Source organism: Njordella calcicola, from assembly GCF_056494125.1.
In genome coordinates this window covers 1,786,530-1,804,597 of record NZ_CM151396.1, presented here as the reverse complement: position 1 = coordinate 1,804,597, position 18,068 = coordinate 1,786,530, and the positions used below count along the sequence as shown (strand labels likewise).

Below are 18,068 nucleotides of genomic sequence, written 5' to 3'. Positions count from 1 at the left end.
GCGAACAACTATTGGGACTAGCCATTATCCAGCAGCGGTTACTGAAACTTGACTTAACAGTTAGCAAGCATTTCCCAAGTTCGCCCGCAAGAAATCAGAGGTGTAACGCAACTCTCAAGTTTGCCCTGTTATCGGCCAGTGATCGATTTCCAATGGTCCAGAACATCCTTCGCACCAGCCTTAGCCAGTCGATGCAGAATGATATCCGGATGCCCGGCAATCGGTTGGCTGCGCTGATGCACCAATTTGCCTTGATGCCAAAGTTCAATCTGAAAGTCCCCCTCGTAGTGAGTCTGGTCTGCAATCTTTGGATAAGGCCCCAAGACCAATGCCCACTCGCTCGCCTGTTGGATTGCGTCTTGCGATGGTCGTTCCAAACTCCAGTGCGTTGATTCCACCAACTGGCTGACGGATACTTCGCTAGCTGCCGTCGTGATCAAGGGGCCAAGGACACTGGTAGAGCCGTACTCGAAAACTTGAATTGTTTGAGCCCGAGCAGAAAGAACTTCGACGACAGCATCCCATGGTTCGTCTTGATCTACTCCAAAGATATAAGAAGACAAGTGACTATCAATTTCGCACACGGTTGCTTCCATGGTTTCTTCCGCTTCTCCCCAAGTTGAAGCTAGCGTTGCGATGCGCAAGTTAATCGTCGCTTTAGACACGGTAATGCCTACGATCGGCTGTCGTTGGCGTGCGATCAGATCGGGAATCAAGGCTTCTACATCGCTTTCTCCAATGCCAAACAAACGCAGGTTCTTGTAAAACCACTGCTGTTTCCCCAAACCCATTTCTTGAATCAAACGAGGGCGAACAACTTGCATGAACATTTCATGCATTTCTGCTGGCACACCCGGCAACGCAAAAATACGGCAACTGCAATTGGCTGAGGATGGGTGGGAGAAATCGATTCCAGGTGCGGTACCGAATTGATTGTCAATCAAGCGACTACCAGCCGGAAACATCGCTTGAACTCGATTTCGCTCCGGCATCGGTCGTTTGCGATTAGCAAACAGACTAAGGATGTGCTGCATTGCTTCCTCGCGAAATTCAAGCGGCGCATGGAAGGCACCGGCGATTGCATCACGCGTTAAATCATCGGCCGTCGGCCCCAGTCCACCCGTCGACACAATCAGTTCAACACGCTGGGCAGCCACACGAAAGGCTTGTAAGTTATCCTCCAGGCGGTCCCCGATCGTCGTATGGAAGGCGACCTGAACCCCTAGGTTTCCCAATTCTATCGCCAACCATTGCGAGTTGGTATCGAGTCTCTGCCCAGATGTAAGTTCATCACCGATGGCAATGATTTCAGCGCGCATTCAAAGTATCTTCCTTAAAGTACAAAAAAAGACGGACGTCATAAACGTCCGTCGCAGTTTTTCCGGTTGATTTCATCCCGAAGGAGTCAAACGGTGCTTAATCCAACGCGATGGTCACGGTTTTCGATTCGGTGTAAGCCTTTAGGCCTTCTTCTCCCAGCTCGCGTCCTTGACCGCTCATCTTGAAACCACCAAAAGGAGCCGCTGCGTCAAATACATCATAGCAGTTCACCCAAACGGTTCCAGCGCGAACGCGCCGCGCAAAGTCATGCGCTTTACTGATGTCACGAGTCCAAATCGCGGCCGCTAATCCGTAGAAGGTGTTGTTGGCTCGCTGAATCAGATCTTCCCAATCATCAAATTTCAGGACGCTGAGGACCGGTCCAAAGATTTCATTGCGAGCGATTTCCATGTCATCGGTGACGTTATCAAAAACAGTTGGCTGGATAAAGAAACCTTTATCGCCAGCACGCTGGCCACCACTGCGACATGTCGCTCCGGCTTGCTTGCCTTTTTCGATATAGGACATGATCTTGTCGAACTGAGCTTTATCGATTTGCGGACCTTGCTCAGTCGCACGATCAAATGGATTCCCAACCTTGCGATTGGTGGCCAGCTTCACAAGCTTGGCCGTAAACTCCTCATGCACATCTCGATGCACAAAAACGCGCGAGCCGGCGCAGCAGCATTGGCCTTGGTTCAAAAACAAACCAATGTAACTGCCTTGTGCCGCCTTATCCAAATCAGCGTCGGGCATGATCACGTTGGGGCTCTTGCCTCCCAATTCGAAGGTCACACGTTTAAGCGTGTTGGCTGCTTCCTTCATAATGATTTGGGCGGTTGAGGTTTCGCCGGTGAAGGCCACCTTATCAACACCGGGATGCTTCACCACCGCGGCACCGGCGGTTGGGCCAAAGCCTGGCACGACATTGATCACACCGTCAGGAAAACCGACGTCTTGTGCAAGTTTTGCCATTCGCAAACAAGTCAGCGGCGTTTGCTCGGCTGGCTTCATGACGATGGTACAGCCAGCGGCCAGAGCAGGGCCCCATTTCCAGGCCACCATCAACATCGGGAAGTTCCAGGGAATAATCTGCCCCGCAACGCCCACGGGCTCACGCCGTGTGTAAGAGAAATAGTTCCCTCGCACCGGCAGCGTAGCTCCCTGAATCTTGTCAGCATAGCCTGCGTAGTAACGCAAGCAGTCGATGACCAGCGGCAAATCGCCATTGCGAGATTCGCTGAGTGGCTTGCCATTGTCCAGCGTTTCCAGTGCAGCCAGATCATCGATCTGATCTTCAATTGCATCGGCCAGCTTATACATTAAGCGTCCACGATCGCGAGCATCCATCCGAGCCCAAGGCCCTGATTCGAATGCCTTCCGCGCCGCTTTTACCGCTTCATCGACATCGGCCGCATCGCCTTCAGCCACTTCCGCAATCACTTCTTCGGTTGCGGGATTGATTGTCTCAAAGGTCTTACCGCTCTTGGCAGCGACCCACTTTCCACCAATAAAGCATTCGGTTTGTTCGATGCTTACTTCGGAAGGATTTTCCAAGACAGACGCCATGGGAATTTCTCCAGCTCTTGAGTGCAATTAAGGGGGGATGGATTTATCTCAAGCGTATCCGATCGGACAACCTTGAGAAACCCCTCCAACGAGCTGATTTTCGCTGTTTTGGTTTACTAAAGCCGGAAAACGGCTGGTTAGCTAACCAATTTCCAATCGGCGATCAACTGTTCGGCACCTGGGGTCAACCGACGCAGCTTGCCAGCGATCGCTTCTTTCTCAGACTTGGTCGCCTTTGCCGCTTTCGCCTTCCACAATGCGACCTTCTTGGTTCGCGTACGACGTCGTTTCAGTTCCCGTTTTCGCTCAGATCCTGCCATTTTGAAAATTGCTCGTACTAAAATGTCTAGTGTGGTTGCCGTCGGAATGACGGCGGAATAATGAATTCGCAAGGCAGAGAGGTTATCGTGGACCCGTTATGCCGTCAACTGAAGCAGGGACAGATACTTGGCGAACCAGAGCAATCATGCAAAACTGTGGCCTGTTAAAGCAGACACGCCGGTTTGCACTGGCAACCTCCAATCCCGATCTTTTGGACTTTCATCGATATGAGTTTACGAACCGCTATTGTCCTTGCCGCTGGAAAAGGCACGCGGATGAAGAGCGATCTGCCCAAAGTCCTGTTCCCCGTGCTCGGGCGTGCAATGATTCACTGGGTCTTGGATGCGCTCGAAAAGGTGGGGGTCCAAAAGACGACGGTCGTTGTGGGCTATCGCGCCGAGTTTGTCCGTGAGGAGCTCGCTGGACGCAGGAACCTGACCTTCATCACGCAGGAACAACAGTTGGGCACCGGTCATGCCGTCGCCTGCTGCGATGAAGAACTGCGTAAATCCGTTGGCTCGGTTTTTGTGCTCGCAGGCGATTCCCCCCTCGTACAATCCGATTCTTTAAACCGTTTGATAGCCGAATTCGATACGCAACGTCCAGCTTGCCTACTGGGCACCCTGTGCAAAGATAATCCCGACGGACTTGGAAGAATTGTTCGCGATGCATCAGGCGAATTTGTCGATATTGTCGAGCATAAAGATGCCTCCGATACTCAGCGTCAGATAAGGGAGGTTAACATGAGCACCTACCTCTTTGACTCCGAACGCTTACGCTGGGCCCTCAGCCAACTGCGTAACGATAATGCTCAGAAAGAGTACTATCTCACAGATTGTCCTCGAATTTTGAAAAATGCCGGCGATCTTGTTCAAGCCAAAAGTGTCTTACAAGCATGCGAGTCGCTGAGTATCAATACGATCGATGAATTAGCCTTGGTAGAAGAACGAATGCGCGAAATGGGGTATCCATGCAAGAACTAAAGATTTTTTCCGGGCGAGCCAATCCAGCCTTGGCAAAAGACATCTGCGAATTCTTGCATCTTCAATTGGGCTCCATCGCATTGGGGAAATTCCCCGACGGTGAGAACTTTTGCAAGATCGAGGATGATGTTCGCGGCCGCGACGTCTATCTGATCCAGCCCACTTGTCCACCAGTCAACGATAACTTGCTGGAATTGCTGATCATGATCGATTCGTGCAAACGAGCCAGCGCTGCCCGAGTCACCGCCGTCATTCCTTATTTTGGTTACGCCAGGCAAGATCGCAAAGACGAAGGGCGCGTACCCATTACGGCCAAACTGGTCGCGAACATTATTACCCGCGCCGGTGCCGATCGCGTCTTAGCGATGGACCTTCACGCTCCACAAATCCAAGGTTTCTTCGATGTCCCCGTCGATCACTTAACCGCCGCTCCCGTCTTGAATTCCTACTTTAAGAGTTTGGATATTCCGCAAGAAGACTTGGTCGTCGTTAGCCCCGATGAAGGCAGTATCAAACGCGCCAGCGGGCACTCCAAACGCCTAGGAGGTGCTCTAGCGATCGTCGATAAACGTCGCACCAGCGCGTTTGAAACACAACAGAAAAACATCATTGGTGGCCCGGTTGAAGGCAAGATTTGCTTGATGTTCGACGACATGATCAGCACCGCTGGCTCCATCTGCGGGGCTGCAAAATTGGTTCGCAAAGCAGGAGCAAAACAAATCCACTTGGCCGCTTCACACGGCGTGCTGTGCGGCAAAGCTATCCAAACGATTATCGAGACCGAAGTCGATAGCGTGGTTATCACCAACTCGATCCCCCTTTCGGCAGAAAAGAAGATCGACAAGATTCACGTGCTTTCCGTGGCTCCACTGCTGGCCGAAGCCATCCGTCGCATCCACTCCAATAAATCTATTTCGCAGATGTTTGGAGATTAGACGTTGGAATCGTCGCAGCCCGATCTGACCTTAGCCCAGTTGCAAGCGACCGTTGACCAGTGGATCAAAACCGTCGGCGTTCGTTACTTCTCCGAACTAGGGAACCTCGCTCAGTTGACCGAGGAAGTTGGCGAGCTTGCCCGCGTCGTATCGCGGACTTATGGCGAGCAAAGTTGGAAAGCTTCCGAGATTCCAGGTGATATTTCCGACGAGCTTGCGGATGTACTATTCGTGCTAGTCTGCTTGGCCAACCAAACCGGCGTCGATCTAAACGCCGCGATCGGGCGAAACTTGGAAAAGAAGACGAGTCGCGATCGCTCGCGGCATGCCTCCAACAGCAAACTGACTTCGCCCCTCGACCCAGCTTCGCTACCCCAAGACACAACCAAGGAATCATCATGAGCTTAACGATCATGCGACGCATCAAGTTTTGTGCAGGCCATCGGTTGGTCGGCCATGACGGCATGTGCGCTCACTTGCATGGACACAATTATGTAGCCGACTTTACGGTCGCCGGGGACACACAAGATGACGTCGGTCGAGTGATCGATTTTAAAGAACTGAAAAACCGCTGCAAAGGTTGGTTGGACGAGAACTGGGACCATGGATTTGTTATCTGGGATAAAGACGACAATGCCATCGAGGTTCTCAAACAGGCCAAACCCGTTCGATACTTCCTGCTGCCCTACAATCCCACATCCGAAAATTTGGCAAAGTACTTGCTAGAAGTGGTGTGCCCCAAAATCCTCGCTGGGACCGGCGCTCGAGCCGTCGCAGTACGAATCTGGGAGACCGATGAATCGTACGCCGAAGCGTTCGTTGAATAGTCCTTGACGCTTCCGACTGCTCAACGCGAATCACGCTAACCAGTCCGCAGAGAATAAAATTTGAAGGGACGGTAGTCTGCTGTTCATGGAACCAACGCTGAATTATTCTGCGGATCAGCAATGACGATCGCTTCGATATCATCAATCCAAATGGTGCCATCTCCAGTGGCACGGAACTCCAAGCGAAAATGATGCGCCATTGGGCCTAAACGAAACTCACCACTTACGAGCTCCCATTCGCTAGGCTCATCTGCGGCAAGTTCGGTTGGCTGGAACTCTTTACTGGCCACCGTCTGCTCCGCTGCGGGTGTGAAATGAGCAACGTAGGTCGTTGCAACTAGATCGACTCGCATTGCGCCTTGCACTCGAACCCGCGCCGACAGCCTCAATGGCGTTTGAGTGTCAAAAACAAGTTGAGCCACCGATGCCACTTTATCAGGCCCCACCCCTTTGAATCGCATCGATTGAGGCGGCGAGTAGAAATGCTTGGCATCCACAGCCAACTCGATCTGCTCTTTACTAGGACGAGCAAAAAACCAGTTTTCAGGCAACAGGAGCCCATCGGTCAAGTAGCCATTCTTCAGCGGAACAATCTTCGAGTTTACACCGGCGTACTGTGGGAACGTGGCAACCGATTTCGGCATGGCCGTAGCCCTGCGCGTGCCGCTACCACCGATGCTCATTGCAGTATTATCCTCCACCACTGCCAACTGCGAAATGACGGCCTTCATATCCTGGACGATTTTGTCAGGAAGCGACGCGGCAATTCCCTTTCTCGAATCTGCAGGTCCGTACTTCGCTCGTAAGCCCCTCGCATACTCCGGTGTCATGCACAATCGAACATGCTGATCGATGGAGCGATCTGCTACGTAACCACCATACTGATAAAACGCTTTACATAGCGCACGACCAAAATCGGTTTGCAACTCTCCCGCTAATTGCTCATACGCATCACCACTCAAAGTCAACAAACACCCTAGCACCAACGCTTCATTGTCTCCCAACAATTTGTCGGTCAAGGAAAGCTTCGCACGTGTTGCTGGCCAACGGAAACCAGTTTGCTGAGAACCCAAGCTAAGCTGAGCAAGCGGCAAACAAAGCTTCACCGCATGATCAATATCTTCTAGCCTGTGGACGCCATCGAGGACCAGTGAGCCGCCCAAGATCGACATGCCAGTGACAGGACGTCCGTCATCACGACCATCGCCGTCGAATAAGTCCCACGACTGGACGCTCTCGCCGTACACCGGCCCCGTTCGATAAGAACGACAGAACGCGGAAATGTTCTTCACCGTTCGCTTGTCAGGCATCAACAGCGCAGCACAGGCTGTTGGAAAACGCAGATCTCTTGGATCTGAGCCCAACAGAAAATCGTCGATTGGAAACTGGTCTAATTGCACTTGGCCACCCAAACGTTGATGCCATGATCGCACCGCAAACAACGAACGAGTAAATGGCACGTTGCTGATGCGATAGATGTACTCCAGCTCTGGTTCAATACCGGCATCACAATCGATCGTTATAGGAACAAGCTGTGCCTGCGTTCCAATCGGCGTATTCCAGATGCTGCTGTTTCCAAAAGGCTGCATCCACGGATCCGCCGCGAACTGCAATTCAGTCGCTGCAGGCTCAACCTGCGCAGACGCCGCAGATGCCAGCAAATGCGGAAGCAAGCCAACCAGAACTCTTATACAAGATCGCTGCGGTTGGCTCATAGGAATCGCCTTTGCTTTGGAGGGTTATTTGACTTGTGCTGAGTGAAAGTAATCTGGTTCCATGCCTGGTTTCCACTTAATGTTACACCCGATGCTGGGCTTCTGTGGCTCTGGAATCGGTTGCCCTGCAATCAACGCATCCAAAGCACTTCGCAAATCGAGGCCAGTTAAGGGACGTTCTGTTTTGGGTCGACTGTCATCGATTTGGCCGCGATAAGCCAGCTTCAACGATGCATCAAACACGAAGATATCAGGCGTGCAAGCCGCCCGATACGCCTTGGCCACCGATTGGCTCTCATCATAAAGATACGGAAAATGATAGCCTTGTTTCTCGGCTTCCACACGCATCTGCTCGGGTGCGTCTTCCGGATACTCAGCTACATCATTGCTGCTGATGCCAATCATCGAAACACCCTGGTCGCGGTAGTCGTCAGCAATAGCAGCTAGCTGAGGCGCGACATGCTTAACGTATGGACAATGGTTGCACATGAAGATCACAACCGTGGCCACGTCGCCTTTCAACGACTGCAATGATTTTGTGCTGCCGTCCAAATCGGGCAACGCGAAATCTGGGGCCGTTGTGCCAAGCGGCATCATGGTCGAAGCTGTTTTCACCATCGTGTATTGCTTTCCTATTTCGAAGTAGTCATTGGAAGTAAATCACCCGTCATTTTAGCGAATAATCGGCGAGCGTTGAGTGTTGTTTGTTCGGCCAACTGAAGAAGGCTGACTCCCAGCACTTGCGCCAGCGTGCCTGCAGTGTAGATCACGCGCGCCGGTTCGTTAGGCTTTTTGCCCCGGAACGGCTCTGGCGAAAGATACGGGCTGTCAGTTTCAACCAACAACCGATCCCGACGGACAACCGCCGCTGCTTGCCGCAAATCTTCACTTTTCTTGAAGGTTAGCATACCGGCAAAGCTAATGTACAAGCCTAATTCCATGAGTTCAATCGCTTGGTCGGCCGTCCCCGCGAACGAATGCATGACGCCACTGAAGTCGGCCTGCTGCTTAAATCGTCGGAGCATATCGATCATCTCCGGATAACAATCACGGGTGTGGATGATCACGGGCAATTGACTCTCCGCCGCCAACTGCAAATGTTTCTCAAAATTCGCAAGCTGCACATCCCATGGGCAATCATCCCAATACTTGTCGAGCCCCGTTTCGCCAACAGCGACAACCTTGGGATGGCACATCGCCTCACAAACAATGCCAAAATCGTCATTCGTCGCTTGGCTAGCGTAATTGGGGTGAATGCCCGCTGATGCAAACAACCCGGAGCTACTTTCCGCAGCTTGCACAACCAACCGAGTGGATGCGGCCGTGGTTGCAACGTTGATGACTTGACCAACTCCCGCCAACGCAGCTCGCTCCAGAACAACGCCAAGATTATGGCTCAACGATTCATCAAACAAGTGGGCGTGCGTATCGATAAAGTGCATGAGGGATGTACAGACGATGGCAGCGAAAAAATCGCTCTAAGTTGAAAAAAAGAAACGCGTTAAATGGTAGAAAATTGGAGCTGCGAAGCAAAGCGAATCGATGCGGTCAAGCACACCAGCATGCCCCATCACCAGCGTACCGTAATCTTGCACCCCCCGATTGCGCTTGATTGCCGACATGGTCATGCCGCCCAAGAATCCCATAAAGGCAATGATGATGCTCAACATCGCCGCTTCCCATATCTGAAATGGTGTGACCCAGTACAGCAATCCGCCACAGACTCCCGCCGTCAACGAACCCGCGATACATCCCTCCCACGTCCGCGAACTGCTAATTTCTGCTGCCACTACATGCTTGGCCGAAAGCTGACTCCAACTCCATTGAAAAACCTCCGACAATTGCGAGATCAACACAAAGAAGAACAACAATCCAGCTTGGCTGCCACGCCACGGGCGGCCGTCGCTGGTAGATAACTCTAAATGCAACAACGCTGGAGCATGCGATAACGAATAGACGCATATCAACAACCCTAAAGTAATCTGCGCCGACCGTTCTAAGAACTTCTTGTGATCTCCAGCGATTGCAATACGTGCTGGAATAAACAACGATGCATACACCGGTATCATGATGCTGTAGATGTCATACAAGTCTAAGCGTTCTCCATTTGGCATCTGGAGATCCGTCTTGCCGATGCCAATCAGAATGTACTGCAGTGGTGTGAAAAGAATTAGACTCCAGAATAACGCGCGATGGTCTCCGCGACGGGTGGGTGTCATCGTGATGAATTCGCGGAAGGCCCAGAAAGAGATCAATCCGAACAGTACGATCGTTCCTACACGGTGCAGCAGCAAGCCGAAGATCAACATCGCGACCATCAGCCACCACACGCGCAGCCTCATCACAAATCGCTCGACCAACGCTCGATTGATCGTCGGCGTGCTTTGCCGACCAAGATAACGTCCGATGATCGTGGCAATCGCCAACGCTATGACAACCATGGCAAACAGCATTAGCGTCTGGAAATTCAGCCACTTCGCCGCCTCCACATTTGCTGCGGCCGCCTCCGCTTGGCTGCCCGCATCAACCACCACCGATTGACCCAACAAAACAAAATTCATGCAGTGTTCCAGACTATTACTATCACCAACGTTTTCACTCCCATGCTTAACGCCGCTCCAATCCAATAAATCGTTACCACTTGAAACGCAAGGTCAAGCGAGTCCACTTCTCGTAAGCCGGAAACAGTAGCAAAGCATGCTTCGCAGCACCGCCTCCATCAACACTTACAAGCCCGAGCGGTCGGTTGCGTTGGCTTCACCGTTTTCGCCGTGGGCATTTATAACGTAGTTGCAACATTCTGCGAGTGCCACAAAGCACACTTTGCCGCCCAGAAATGACGGGTCCGCACCAACGTAAATTCCTCCCAACTATAGCCTTGCGTTCCACCGTTAAGCTTTACCATTTCCGGTGAGGACAGCCGCAAGTTTTGTGGTAATTCGCCAGAAAAAATTGTTAGGCTTGCCTCAAGTGTCCGATGGATTCGACGGCAAACTCGCCAGTAGCGACGAATGCGATTCTTTGTGCGGCGACGCACATCCTGATTGCTCGAACGAGCCAGTGCAGCGGTGCAGTAGCGTTGTTTGCGATGTTTTAATGTATCACGGAAGAGGTTACTCATGAAAATCACGAACATACTTGGTGTCGCCGCGCTGCTTTGCTCCACAGCAGCCGTCGGCCTGAAAAACACTCGAGCCGCTGAAGGGATTCACGGAAGCTTTATCCAAGACAACTTACGCTTCGCGACAGCAACGAAGTCCGTTGACCAGCCACAAGACGACATCGTTCCCATCAGTTTCCAGAGCTGCAATTGCACAGATGCAAGCTGCGACAACTGCAGCGATCTGGGCTGCGACAGCCTGTGCGACGGTGGCTGCGACAGCAGATTTGGCAGCCGCGGTGACCTGGGGCTACTTGGTTTCGGAATCATCAAGAAAAGCGATGTTTGCTTCAACGACTTCATCAGCCCAATGACCAATCCAGTGTTCTTTGAAGATCCAAGAACGCTAACCGAAGCCCGCTTCATTTTTTTAAACCACAACCTTCCCAACGCATTGGGTGGTAACTCGGTTCAAGTCTATGCTTTGCAAGTTCGTGCTGCATTAACAGAACGATTGAGCATTATCGCGACCAAGGATGGTTTGATCTACACGCAAAGCCCGATCTTGGATAGCGGTATCGCGGACGTTGCTGCAGGCCTCAAGTACAACTTATATCGCGATGCATGTGCAGGGCGTTTGTTGAGCGTCGGTGGAACTTACGAGATTCCTCTGGGCTCAGAAAAATCGCTCCAAGGCAACGGCGACGGACTGTTCCATTTCTTCGCCACCGGTGCCACACGGATCGGCGATCGGATGCATTGGATGAGCGCCGTGGGCTTGATCGAACCTGCTGATGACGCAGCCGAAAACCGAATGATGTACTGGTCAAATCACTTGGACCGACGCTTGGGCCGAAGCAACGTGTATGCCTTTACGGAAGTGAACTGGTACAACTACTTAAGCTCTGGAACGGCTTTCCCATTGCCTGTTGAAGGCGGTGACTTGTTCAACCTGGGCTCGCCAGGAATTACCGGCAATGACTTGGTTACCCAAGCTGGCGGGGTCAAGTGGAAGCCACGTTCGAACATTGAAACCGGTGTGGCCTATGAAGTGCCACTCACCGAACGCGAAGGCATCCTAGCCAACCGACTGACCGCCGATTTGATCATCCGATACTAATCACCAGCCAAACCAATGCAGCAGCCTCCAACAAACGGATTCCTGCATTACTAACGCTCTGGGAAAGCACGATAAGCTGTCCAATCTCGCGGTTGGACAGCTTCTTTTTTTCTCGCCGTGTCAAACTATCGATCTTTGAGTCGTTGGACCGTTTGACGCGCTCGCTGCAAGAACTCATTCTTGCTCTCGCCCGCTTCCAAGAATATCGGATGACCGATCGTAATCGACGACAACAACGGTACCGGAAAAAATTCGCCGCGCGGCAAGATTCGACTCATGTTGTCCATGTAAACGGGTACCAATTCCAAATCGGGACGCTTCTTGGCGAGATAATATAGGCCGCTTTTGAACTCCCCCATTTCCAGTTCTGACGATCGGCCGCCTTCCGGAAAGACAATCAGCGAATACACATCGCCAATACTTTCGATCATCATCTCGACTGGACTGTGATGCACTTTGATCTTCTTGCGATCAATGAGCAATGCGTTGAACGAGCTGGCTAAAAATCGACGCCAGCGCGTTGTGCCCCAGTAATCGGCAGCCGCCACTGGTCGCGTCAATCGACGCAAATTGACTGGCAGCGCGGACCACAAAACCACCGCATCCAAGTGACTGGTATGGTTCGCAAAATAGACGCGCTGGACTGCTTCCGGTTGACAGTCGATCCAGCGCACAGAATAACCGCTGACCAACCGAGCAATCCAAGCGATCGAGTTCCCCGTAGCCCGGCTCAAAAACGAAGTCGCTTGGCCCGGGGCAGGGCGGCGCGTCGAGGTTTTCACAGTGGGCGTCACAAAGGTGCTCAAGATTTCTACTCACAAAACACTCTTCCAAGAGTCTCGTATTGTAGACATCCAAACCAGAACTGCGTAGTTCTAATTTCGCTTGGAACGAAATGAACACTCCACCTTTCCGCTTGGCTATCGCAGATTGGCAGCCACATTTCCCTTGGTAACCGGCGAAATAATCCCCTTTTCCGTCACAATCGCTGTGATCAACTCCGCCGGAGTTACGTCAAAGGCGGGGTTGTAAACCGCCACACCTTCCGGTGCCGTTCGCTTGCCAAGCCCGTGCGTGATTTCTTCCGCGCTACGCTGCTCAATTGGGATCGATTCGCCATACTCCAACGACATATCAAACGTACTGGACGGTGCCGCGACATAAAATGGAATGCCGTGGTACTTTGCCAAAATCGCGACGCCATAGGTACCAATCTTGTTGGCCGCGTCACCACGTGATGTAATGCGATCTGCGCCTACAATGACCGCTTGGATCTTGCCTTCTCGCATCACTTGCGCTGCCATGCTGTCACAAATCAAAGTCGCTGGCACTTCGTGCTGCACCAACTCCCACATAGTCAATCTTGCGCCTTGCAACAGCGGTCGCGTCTCGTCTGCATAAACTTGCAGCGACTTGCCTTGATCCACCGCCGTGAATATAGCCGACAGGGCCGTGCCGTATTCGGATGTAGCCAAACCGCCGGTGTTGCAGTGCGTCAATACTCCGCTGCCATCTTTCAATAAAGATGCTCCATGGGTTCCAATCGCATGGCACATTGCGATATCTTGTTGCAAGATCGTATGAGCTTCCTGCAACACTGTGTCAAACAAGCTGCCATCGTCATGTTGCAGTCGGATCGAGTTTCGCATCCGCTCCAGCGCCCAAAACAAATTGACCGCTGTCGGACGCGAACCTGCCAGATAGTCGATATCGCGTTCAATCGCTTGACGATCCACTTGCCTCGCATTCGGGGATGCCTGACCCTCAACTCGCTGCGTGAAACCATCGGACAGCAGGACGCCGTATGCGGCTGCTATACCAATCGCTGGAGCTCCTCGCACTCGAAGCTGCTTGATCGCTTCCCAGACGGTCCCGACCGTTCGACAATCGATGTATTGGGTCTTGTCCGGCAGGACTGTTTGATCCAGCAGGCGCAAGCAAGGGCCCGCCGCATCACAGAAAAACTCCACTGATCGATAGGTTGGTGTGCGCATAGCTCTCGGTTCAAGTCAGCCCGAATCGTTCTTGTAACGACAACACGGTCATCTCATTGACGCGAACATCTCGCATCGCCCCGATGGCCGCTTCCGCAGCAGGGATCGTTGTAATACATGGCACACCAAACTGCACCGCTGCGGCGCGTATACGCCCCTCATCGGTCCTAGCACCTTTGCCATTGGGCGTATTGATGATCAACGATACGTCCTGGTTTTTGAGGTAGTCAATCAAATTGGGATTTCCTTCGGCCAACTTACGAACTCTCGTAACCGGGATTCCCGATTGCTCGATATGAGCCGCGGTCCCTGAAGTGGCCAGCAGTTTGTAACCCATCTCATGCAAACTTTTGGCTAGGTTCGGCATATTCGCGCGATGCCGAGCCGAAACACTCAGGAAGACATTTCCGCTCTCTGGCAAAACGACGCCGGCCGCGATCTGACTTTTGGCAAACGCAATCGAGAACTGTTCGCTGGTCCCCATGACTTCGCCAGTCGAACGCATCTCAGGCCCTAACACGATATCGACGCCGGCAAACTTTCGAAAAGGAAACACGCTTTCCTTGACCGAAACGTGCTTTGGAATCGGTTCGGATGTAATTCCCAACTCTTTTAGCTTCTTGCCAGCCATCACTTTGGCTGCGATGTTTGCGACCGGTACCCCTGTGGCCTTTGCAACAAACGGCACCGTTCGGCTCGCCCGAGGGTTGACTTCCAGAATGTAGACCACCTGCTTTCCATCTTCGTCCTTCACTGCGAACTGCACATTCATCAGCCCGATGACGTTCAATCGCTTGGCCATGGATATGGTCGCTTCGCGGATCTCTTGCAGGACGCTTTGCGGCAGATGATGGGGGGGAATCGTACAAGCAGAATCACCGGAGTGAACGCCCGCCTCTTCAATGTGCTCCATGATACCCATGATCACGACATCGGTACCATCTCCGATCGCATCGACATCCACTTCGGTGGCATCTTCCAAAAAGCGATCGATCAAAACCGGCTGACCTTCCGCGACCACAAAAGCCTCAGTGACATAGCGGTCAAATTGACTCATGTCGTAACAGATCTCCATCGCTCGTCCGCCCAGCACGTAACTGGGACGCACCAACACGGGAAAACCAATTCGCTGAATCGAAAGCCGAGCCTGCTCCATGTTCCTGGCAATCGCATTGGCCGGTTGCTTTAGTCCTAATTCAACCAAGAACTTCTGGAACTTCTCTCGGTCTTCAGCAGCTTCGATGGTGTCGACACTGGTTCCAATGATCGGTACCCCGGCCGTGGAAAGCGCTCGAGCTAGATTCAATGGCGTCTGACCACCAAACTGAACGATCACGCCATCGGGTTGAGTCCGCTCGTAAATGTTCAGCACATCTTCGGCAGTCAACGGTTCAAAAAACAACAAGTCGCTCGTGTCATAATCCGTGGAAACGGTCTCAGGATTACTGTTCACCATGATCGATTCGATGCCCAGCTCGCGCAATGCGTACGATGCATGGCAACAACAGTAATCGAACTCAATCCCTTGACCAATTCGATTGGGGCCACCTCCTAAAATCATAACCCGTTTCTTACCGGGCACTTTGTCGGGCACTTCATCTTCCGACTCATAAGTGCTGTAGTAGTAGGGTGTGTACGCTTCAAATTCCGCGGCACAGGTATCGACCGACTTAAAGACCGCTTTGATTCCATGCCTGATTCTCCAAGCGCGAATCTCATTGTCGTAACTGCCAAGCATGACAGCCATTTGTCGATCGGAAAAACCCATCTGCTTGGCAGAAAGCATCATCGCTGGCGTCAGCGCCGACAAAGATTGAACGCCACGGATCTCGGTTTCCATCTCGACGATTTGCGAAAGCTGGTCCAAAAACCAAGGATCAATATTGGTTAATTGATGAATTTCGGCCAGGGAAATACCAGCCTTCATCGCATACCGTAAAAACCACACGCGGTCTGCATTGGGTCGAATCAGCTTGCTGCGGATTTCATCTTCATCGGGTTGATCTTCCCGTCCCCAACGGTCTTTGTTGTCGCAGCCAAAGCCAAACGCACCTACCTCCAAACCACGCAACGCTTTTTGAAAGGACTCTTTGAAGGTCCGCCCAATGGCCATCGTTTCGCCAACGCTCTTCATCTGCGTCGTCAGCGTCGGATCAGCTTCAGGAAACTTCTCAAATGCGAATCGCGGAATCTTGGTGACCACGTAATCGATCGTCGGTTCAAAACACGCTTGTGTCTTTTGCGTAATGTCATTGGGCAACTCATGCAACCGATAGCCAACCGCCAGTTTGGCTGCGATCTTCGCGATCGGAAAACCGGTCGCTTTACTGGCGAGAGCACTACTGCGCGAAACCCGAGGATTCATCTCGATAACAATCATCCGCCCATTGGCAGGATCGATCGCGAACTGAATGTTGGAACCACCGGTCTCTACGCCAATCTCGCGGATCACGCGCAATGAGGCATCGCGCATGCGTTGGTATTCTTTGTCGGAAAGCGTTTGGGCAGGTGCGACTGTGATGGAATCGCCGGTATGAACGCCCATCGGGTCGAAGTTTTCAATCGAACACACGATAACCACGTTGTCGTCGGCATCGCGCATGACTTCCATCTCATACTCTTTCCAGCCAATGATCGATTCTTCGATCAACACCTCGGTCGTTGGCGACAGCGAAAGTCCGTTCTGCACCAATGTCTCAAAATCATCACGGTTGTAGGCAATGGCATTGCCGCTGCCGCCCATCGTGAAAGAAGGACGAATCACGCAAGGCAATCCAATATCGGCCAGCACTCGCCGTGCTTCTGTGAGATTGTGGACTACTTCGCCACGACAAACCTCCAATCCGATCTTGTGCATCGCCTCTTTGAATTCGTCGCGGCCTTCTGCCTTTTGGATTACATCAGGCCGCGCGCCGATCATTTCGACGTTGTATTTCTTCAAGATCCCGTGCTTGTCGAGATCCATGGCAATGTTCAACGCTGTCTGGCCACCTAAAGTCGGCAGCAAAGCGTCGGGCCGCTCTCGCTCGATCACCTTTGTGACAAACTGCCATGTCAACGGCTCGATATAGGTCCGTTCCGCGGTTCCTGGATCGGTCATGATGGTTGCAGGATTGCTGTTGACCAGCACGACTTCGTAGCCCTCCTCGCGCAACGCCTTACAAGCCTGGGTTCCCGAGTAGTCAAACTCGCAAGCTTGACCAATAACGATAGGGCCTGATCCAATCAGGAGAATTTTCTTGATGTCTGTTCGACGGGGCACTTCCAGCCTCTAAAGTCGCAATAAGGATTCAATAACCAACCCGCCCCACCAATCGCACGATGAATTGGAAATGATGTTCCCATTGGAACGCCGGACGAGCCCTGTGCAAAATTCCTCAAAGCCTAACACGGACTAGCAAATATGTTTAGGGGTCTTTGCACGGATAAACGTCCTACCCAACTCGCCCCGCATTCACTATCCTGCATGAGCACAAGCTTTTACTGCTGAGGGCAATCCAAGATTCGTCAACATTTACCGACCACACACCATGCTAACCAAAGCCGACATTCGGAAGGCCGCCCACGAAAACCGCAAGAATCAACCTAATAAAGACGAGGTTTCTCAGCAAATCACCGACCGCTTCATGATGCTGCCGGAGTACGCAGCAGCTTCCACCGTCATGTTTTATGTCGATGTTCGCGATGAAGTCCGCACACGCCACGCATTGCCAGCGGCGCTGCAAAGCGGAAAACGTATCGTCGTTCCGTATTGCGTGGACGGCGAACTGGAACTGTTCTGGCTGGAATCGATGGACGAATTGGAACTGGGCATGTATCGCATCCTGGAACCGCGAGCAGATCTTCGCGATGTGGCCAGCAAACGACTCCAGCCTCCAGACCTCGATTTAGTGATGGTTCCCGGTGTCGCTTTCGACCGATCGGGCGGCCGCACCGGACATGGAAAAGGATACTACGACAAACTCCTTCAGCACGCTCGGCAAGACGCGCCGCTGATCGCTTTGGCTTTCGAATGCCAACTGTTTGAGCAAATTCCCGTCGAATCTCACGATATTTATATGGACGCCGTGGTCACCGAAACAGCCGTCTACCCTGGCAAGGGACGAAAGTAAACGCGGCGACAGCAGTCGACGATTGGAAGCAGACCAGCGTTTACCATTTCGGCGAACTAGTTCAGCAAAGCT

Annotated in this window: 16 protein-coding genes; 6 read left to right on the top strand and 10 right to left on the bottom strand. The window is 52.3% G+C overall.

The features are described from left to right. Positions 1–128: 128 nt before the first annotated feature. The 3 genes from SH302x_RS06845 to SH302x_RS06835 all read right to left on the bottom strand — a co-directional run bounded on the left by SH302x_RS06845 (position 129) and on the right by SH302x_RS06835 (position 3,209). Positions 129–1,319: a competence/damage-inducible protein A gene (locus SH302x_RS06845; RefSeq protein WP_479367985.1), complete on the bottom strand. Its 1,191-nt coding sequence runs from the start codon at positions 1,317–1,319 to the stop codon at positions 129–131. Positions 1,320–1,416: 97 nt separating this feature from the next. Continuing rightward, a complete protein-coding gene (locus tag SH302x_RS06840) occupies positions 1,417–2,889 on the bottom strand; it encodes an aldehyde dehydrogenase family protein (protein WP_479367984.1) in 1,473 nt (490 codons plus the stop codon). 137 nt (positions 2,890–3,026) lie between these two features. Beyond that, entirely contained in the window at positions 3,027–3,209 is a 183-nt protein-coding gene (locus SH302x_RS06835; RefSeq protein ID WP_479367983.1) for a DUF6800 family protein, read from the bottom strand. A 228-nt stretch (positions 3,210–3,437) separates the two neighbouring features. On the opposite strand from SH302x_RS06835, the gene SH302x_RS06830 reads away from it, so the two are divergent. From SH302x_RS06830 to SH302x_RS06815, 4 genes are read left to right on the top strand one after another with little or no spacing between them, the layout of a single operon-like run. Beyond that, the gene (locus SH302x_RS06830; protein ID WP_479367982.1) at positions 3,438–4,193 is read left to right on the top strand and encodes an NTP transferase domain-containing protein; all 756 of its coding nucleotides are present in this window, start codon (positions 3,438–3,440) and stop codon (positions 4,191–4,193) included. Further along, entirely contained in the window at positions 4,181–5,128 is a 948-nt protein-coding gene (locus SH302x_RS06825) for a ribose-phosphate diphosphokinase (protein WP_479367981.1), read from the top strand. Before SH302x_RS06830 ends, SH302x_RS06825 begins: the two co-directional genes overlap by 13 nt. A gap of 3 nt (positions 5,129–5,131) precedes the next feature. Next, positions 5,132–5,530, top strand: a complete 399-nt coding sequence (locus SH302x_RS06820) for a nucleotide pyrophosphohydrolase (RefSeq protein ID WP_479367980.1) — start codon at positions 5,132–5,134, stop codon at positions 5,528–5,530. After that, complete coding sequence (locus tag SH302x_RS06815) at positions 5,527–5,955, top strand: 6-pyruvoyl trahydropterin synthase family protein (protein WP_479367979.1); 429 nt, start codon at positions 5,527–5,529, stop codon at positions 5,953–5,955. Before SH302x_RS06820 ends, SH302x_RS06815 begins: the two co-directional genes overlap by 4 nt. 83 nt (positions 5,956–6,038) lie before the next feature. On the opposite strand, the gene SH302x_RS06810 is transcribed toward SH302x_RS06815, so the two are convergent. From SH302x_RS06810 to SH302x_RS06795, 4 genes are read right to left on the bottom strand one after another with little or no spacing between them, the layout of a single operon-like run. Further along, positions 6,039–7,670 carry a hypothetical protein gene (locus SH302x_RS06810; protein ID WP_479367978.1) on the bottom strand — a complete coding sequence of 544 codons (1,632 nt, stop codon included), beginning with the start codon at positions 7,668–7,670 and terminating at the stop codon, positions 6,039–6,041. A 24-nt stretch (positions 7,671–7,694) separates the two neighbouring features. Beyond that, the gene (locus SH302x_RS06805; RefSeq protein ID WP_479367977.1) at positions 7,695–8,288 is read right to left on the bottom strand and encodes a thioredoxin family protein; all 594 of its coding nucleotides are present in this window, start codon (positions 8,286–8,288) and stop codon (positions 7,695–7,697) included. 14 nt (positions 8,289–8,302) lie between these two features. Continuing rightward, positions 8,303–9,112 (bottom strand): TatD family hydrolase, encoded by an 810-nt coding sequence (locus SH302x_RS06800; protein WP_479367976.1) that lies wholly within the window; start codon positions 9,110–9,112, stop codon positions 8,303–8,305. A gap of 36 nt (positions 9,113–9,148) precedes the next feature. Beyond that, a complete protein-coding gene (locus SH302x_RS06795) occupies positions 9,149–10,231 on the bottom strand; it encodes a phosphatidate cytidylyltransferase (protein WP_479367975.1) in 1,083 nt (360 codons plus the stop codon). A 558-nt stretch (positions 10,232–10,789) separates the two neighbouring features. Between SH302x_RS06795 and SH302x_RS06790 the strand changes: the two genes are divergently transcribed. Next, entirely contained in the window at positions 10,790–11,890 is a 1,101-nt protein-coding gene (locus tag SH302x_RS06790) for a hypothetical protein (protein ID WP_479367974.1), read from the top strand. A 125-nt stretch (positions 11,891–12,015) separates the two neighbouring features. Here the strand turns inward: SH302x_RS06790 and SH302x_RS06785 are convergent, their stop codons facing one another. The 3 genes from SH302x_RS06785 to carB form a co-directional block, all read right to left on the bottom strand. Continuing rightward, positions 12,016–12,672 (bottom strand): lysophospholipid acyltransferase family protein, encoded by a 657-nt coding sequence (locus SH302x_RS06785; protein ID WP_479367973.1) that lies wholly within the window; start codon positions 12,670–12,672, stop codon positions 12,016–12,018. 138 nt (positions 12,673–12,810) lie between these two features. Next, positions 12,811–13,884, bottom strand: coding sequence for an S-methyl-5-thioribose-1-phosphate isomerase (gene mtnA, locus SH302x_RS06780; RefSeq protein WP_479367972.1), 1,074 nt, complete (start codon positions 13,882–13,884; stop codon positions 12,811–12,813). Positions 13,885–13,894: 10 nt separating this feature from the next. Beyond that, on the bottom strand, positions 13,895–17,146 hold the full coding sequence (carB, locus tag SH302x_RS06775) for a carbamoyl-phosphate synthase large subunit (RefSeq protein ID WP_479367971.1): 3,252 nt from the start codon (positions 17,144–17,146) through the stop codon (positions 13,895–13,897). A gap of 268 nt (positions 17,147–17,414) precedes the next feature. On the opposite strand from carB, the gene SH302x_RS06770 reads away from it, so the two are divergent. Next, on the top strand, positions 17,415–17,996 hold the full coding sequence (locus SH302x_RS06770; protein ID WP_479367970.1) for a 5-formyltetrahydrofolate cyclo-ligase: 582 nt from the start codon (positions 17,415–17,417) through the stop codon (positions 17,994–17,996). Positions 17,997–18,068: the final 72 nt, after the last annotated feature.

Excerpts from the sequence above, each read along its gene's own strand:
- SH302x_RS06805 (WP_479367977.1), bottom strand. The coding sequence starts at position 8,288 with ATGGTGAAAACAGCTTCGACCATGATGCCGCTTGGCACAACGGCCCCA.
- SH302x_RS06800 (WP_479367976.1), bottom strand. The coding sequence starts at position 9,112 with ATGCACTTTATCGATACGCACGCCCACTTGTTTGATGAATCGTTGAGC.
- SH302x_RS06795 (WP_479367975.1), bottom strand. The coding sequence starts at position 10,231 with ATGAATTTTGTTTTGTTGGGTCAATCGGTGGTGGTTGATGCGGGCAGC.
- SH302x_RS06830 (WP_479367982.1), top strand. The coding sequence starts at position 3,438 with ATGAGTTTACGAACCGCTATTGTCCTTGCCGCTGGAAAAGGCACGCGG.
- SH302x_RS06835 (WP_479367983.1), bottom strand. The coding sequence starts at position 3,209 with ATGGCAGGATCTGAGCGAAAACGGGAACTGAAACGACGTCGTACGCGA.
- SH302x_RS06815 (WP_479367979.1), top strand. The coding sequence starts at position 5,527 with ATGAGCTTAACGATCATGCGACGCATCAAGTTTTGTGCAGGCCATCGG.
- SH302x_RS06840 (WP_479367984.1), bottom strand. The coding sequence starts at position 2,889 with ATGGCGTCTGTCTTGGAAAATCCTTCCGAAGTAAGCATCGAACAAACC.
- mtnA (WP_479367972.1), bottom strand. The coding sequence starts at position 13,884 with ATGCGCACACCAACCTATCGATCAGTGGAGTTTTTCTGTGATGCGGCG.
- SH302x_RS06790 (WP_479367974.1), top strand. The coding sequence starts at position 10,790 with ATGAAAATCACGAACATACTTGGTGTCGCCGCGCTGCTTTGCTCCACA.
- SH302x_RS06825 (WP_479367981.1), top strand. The coding sequence starts at position 4,181 with ATGCAAGAACTAAAGATTTTTTCCGGGCGAGCCAATCCAGCCTTGGCA.
- SH302x_RS06845 (WP_479367985.1), bottom strand. The coding sequence starts at position 1,319 with ATGCGCGCTGAAATCATTGCCATCGGTGATGAACTTACATCTGGGCAG.
- SH302x_RS06810 (WP_479367978.1), bottom strand. The coding sequence starts at position 7,670 with ATGAGCCAACCGCAGCGATCTTGTATAAGAGTTCTGGTTGGCTTGCTT.
- SH302x_RS06770 (WP_479367970.1), top strand. The coding sequence starts at position 17,415 with ATGCTAACCAAAGCCGACATTCGGAAGGCCGCCCACGAAAACCGCAAG.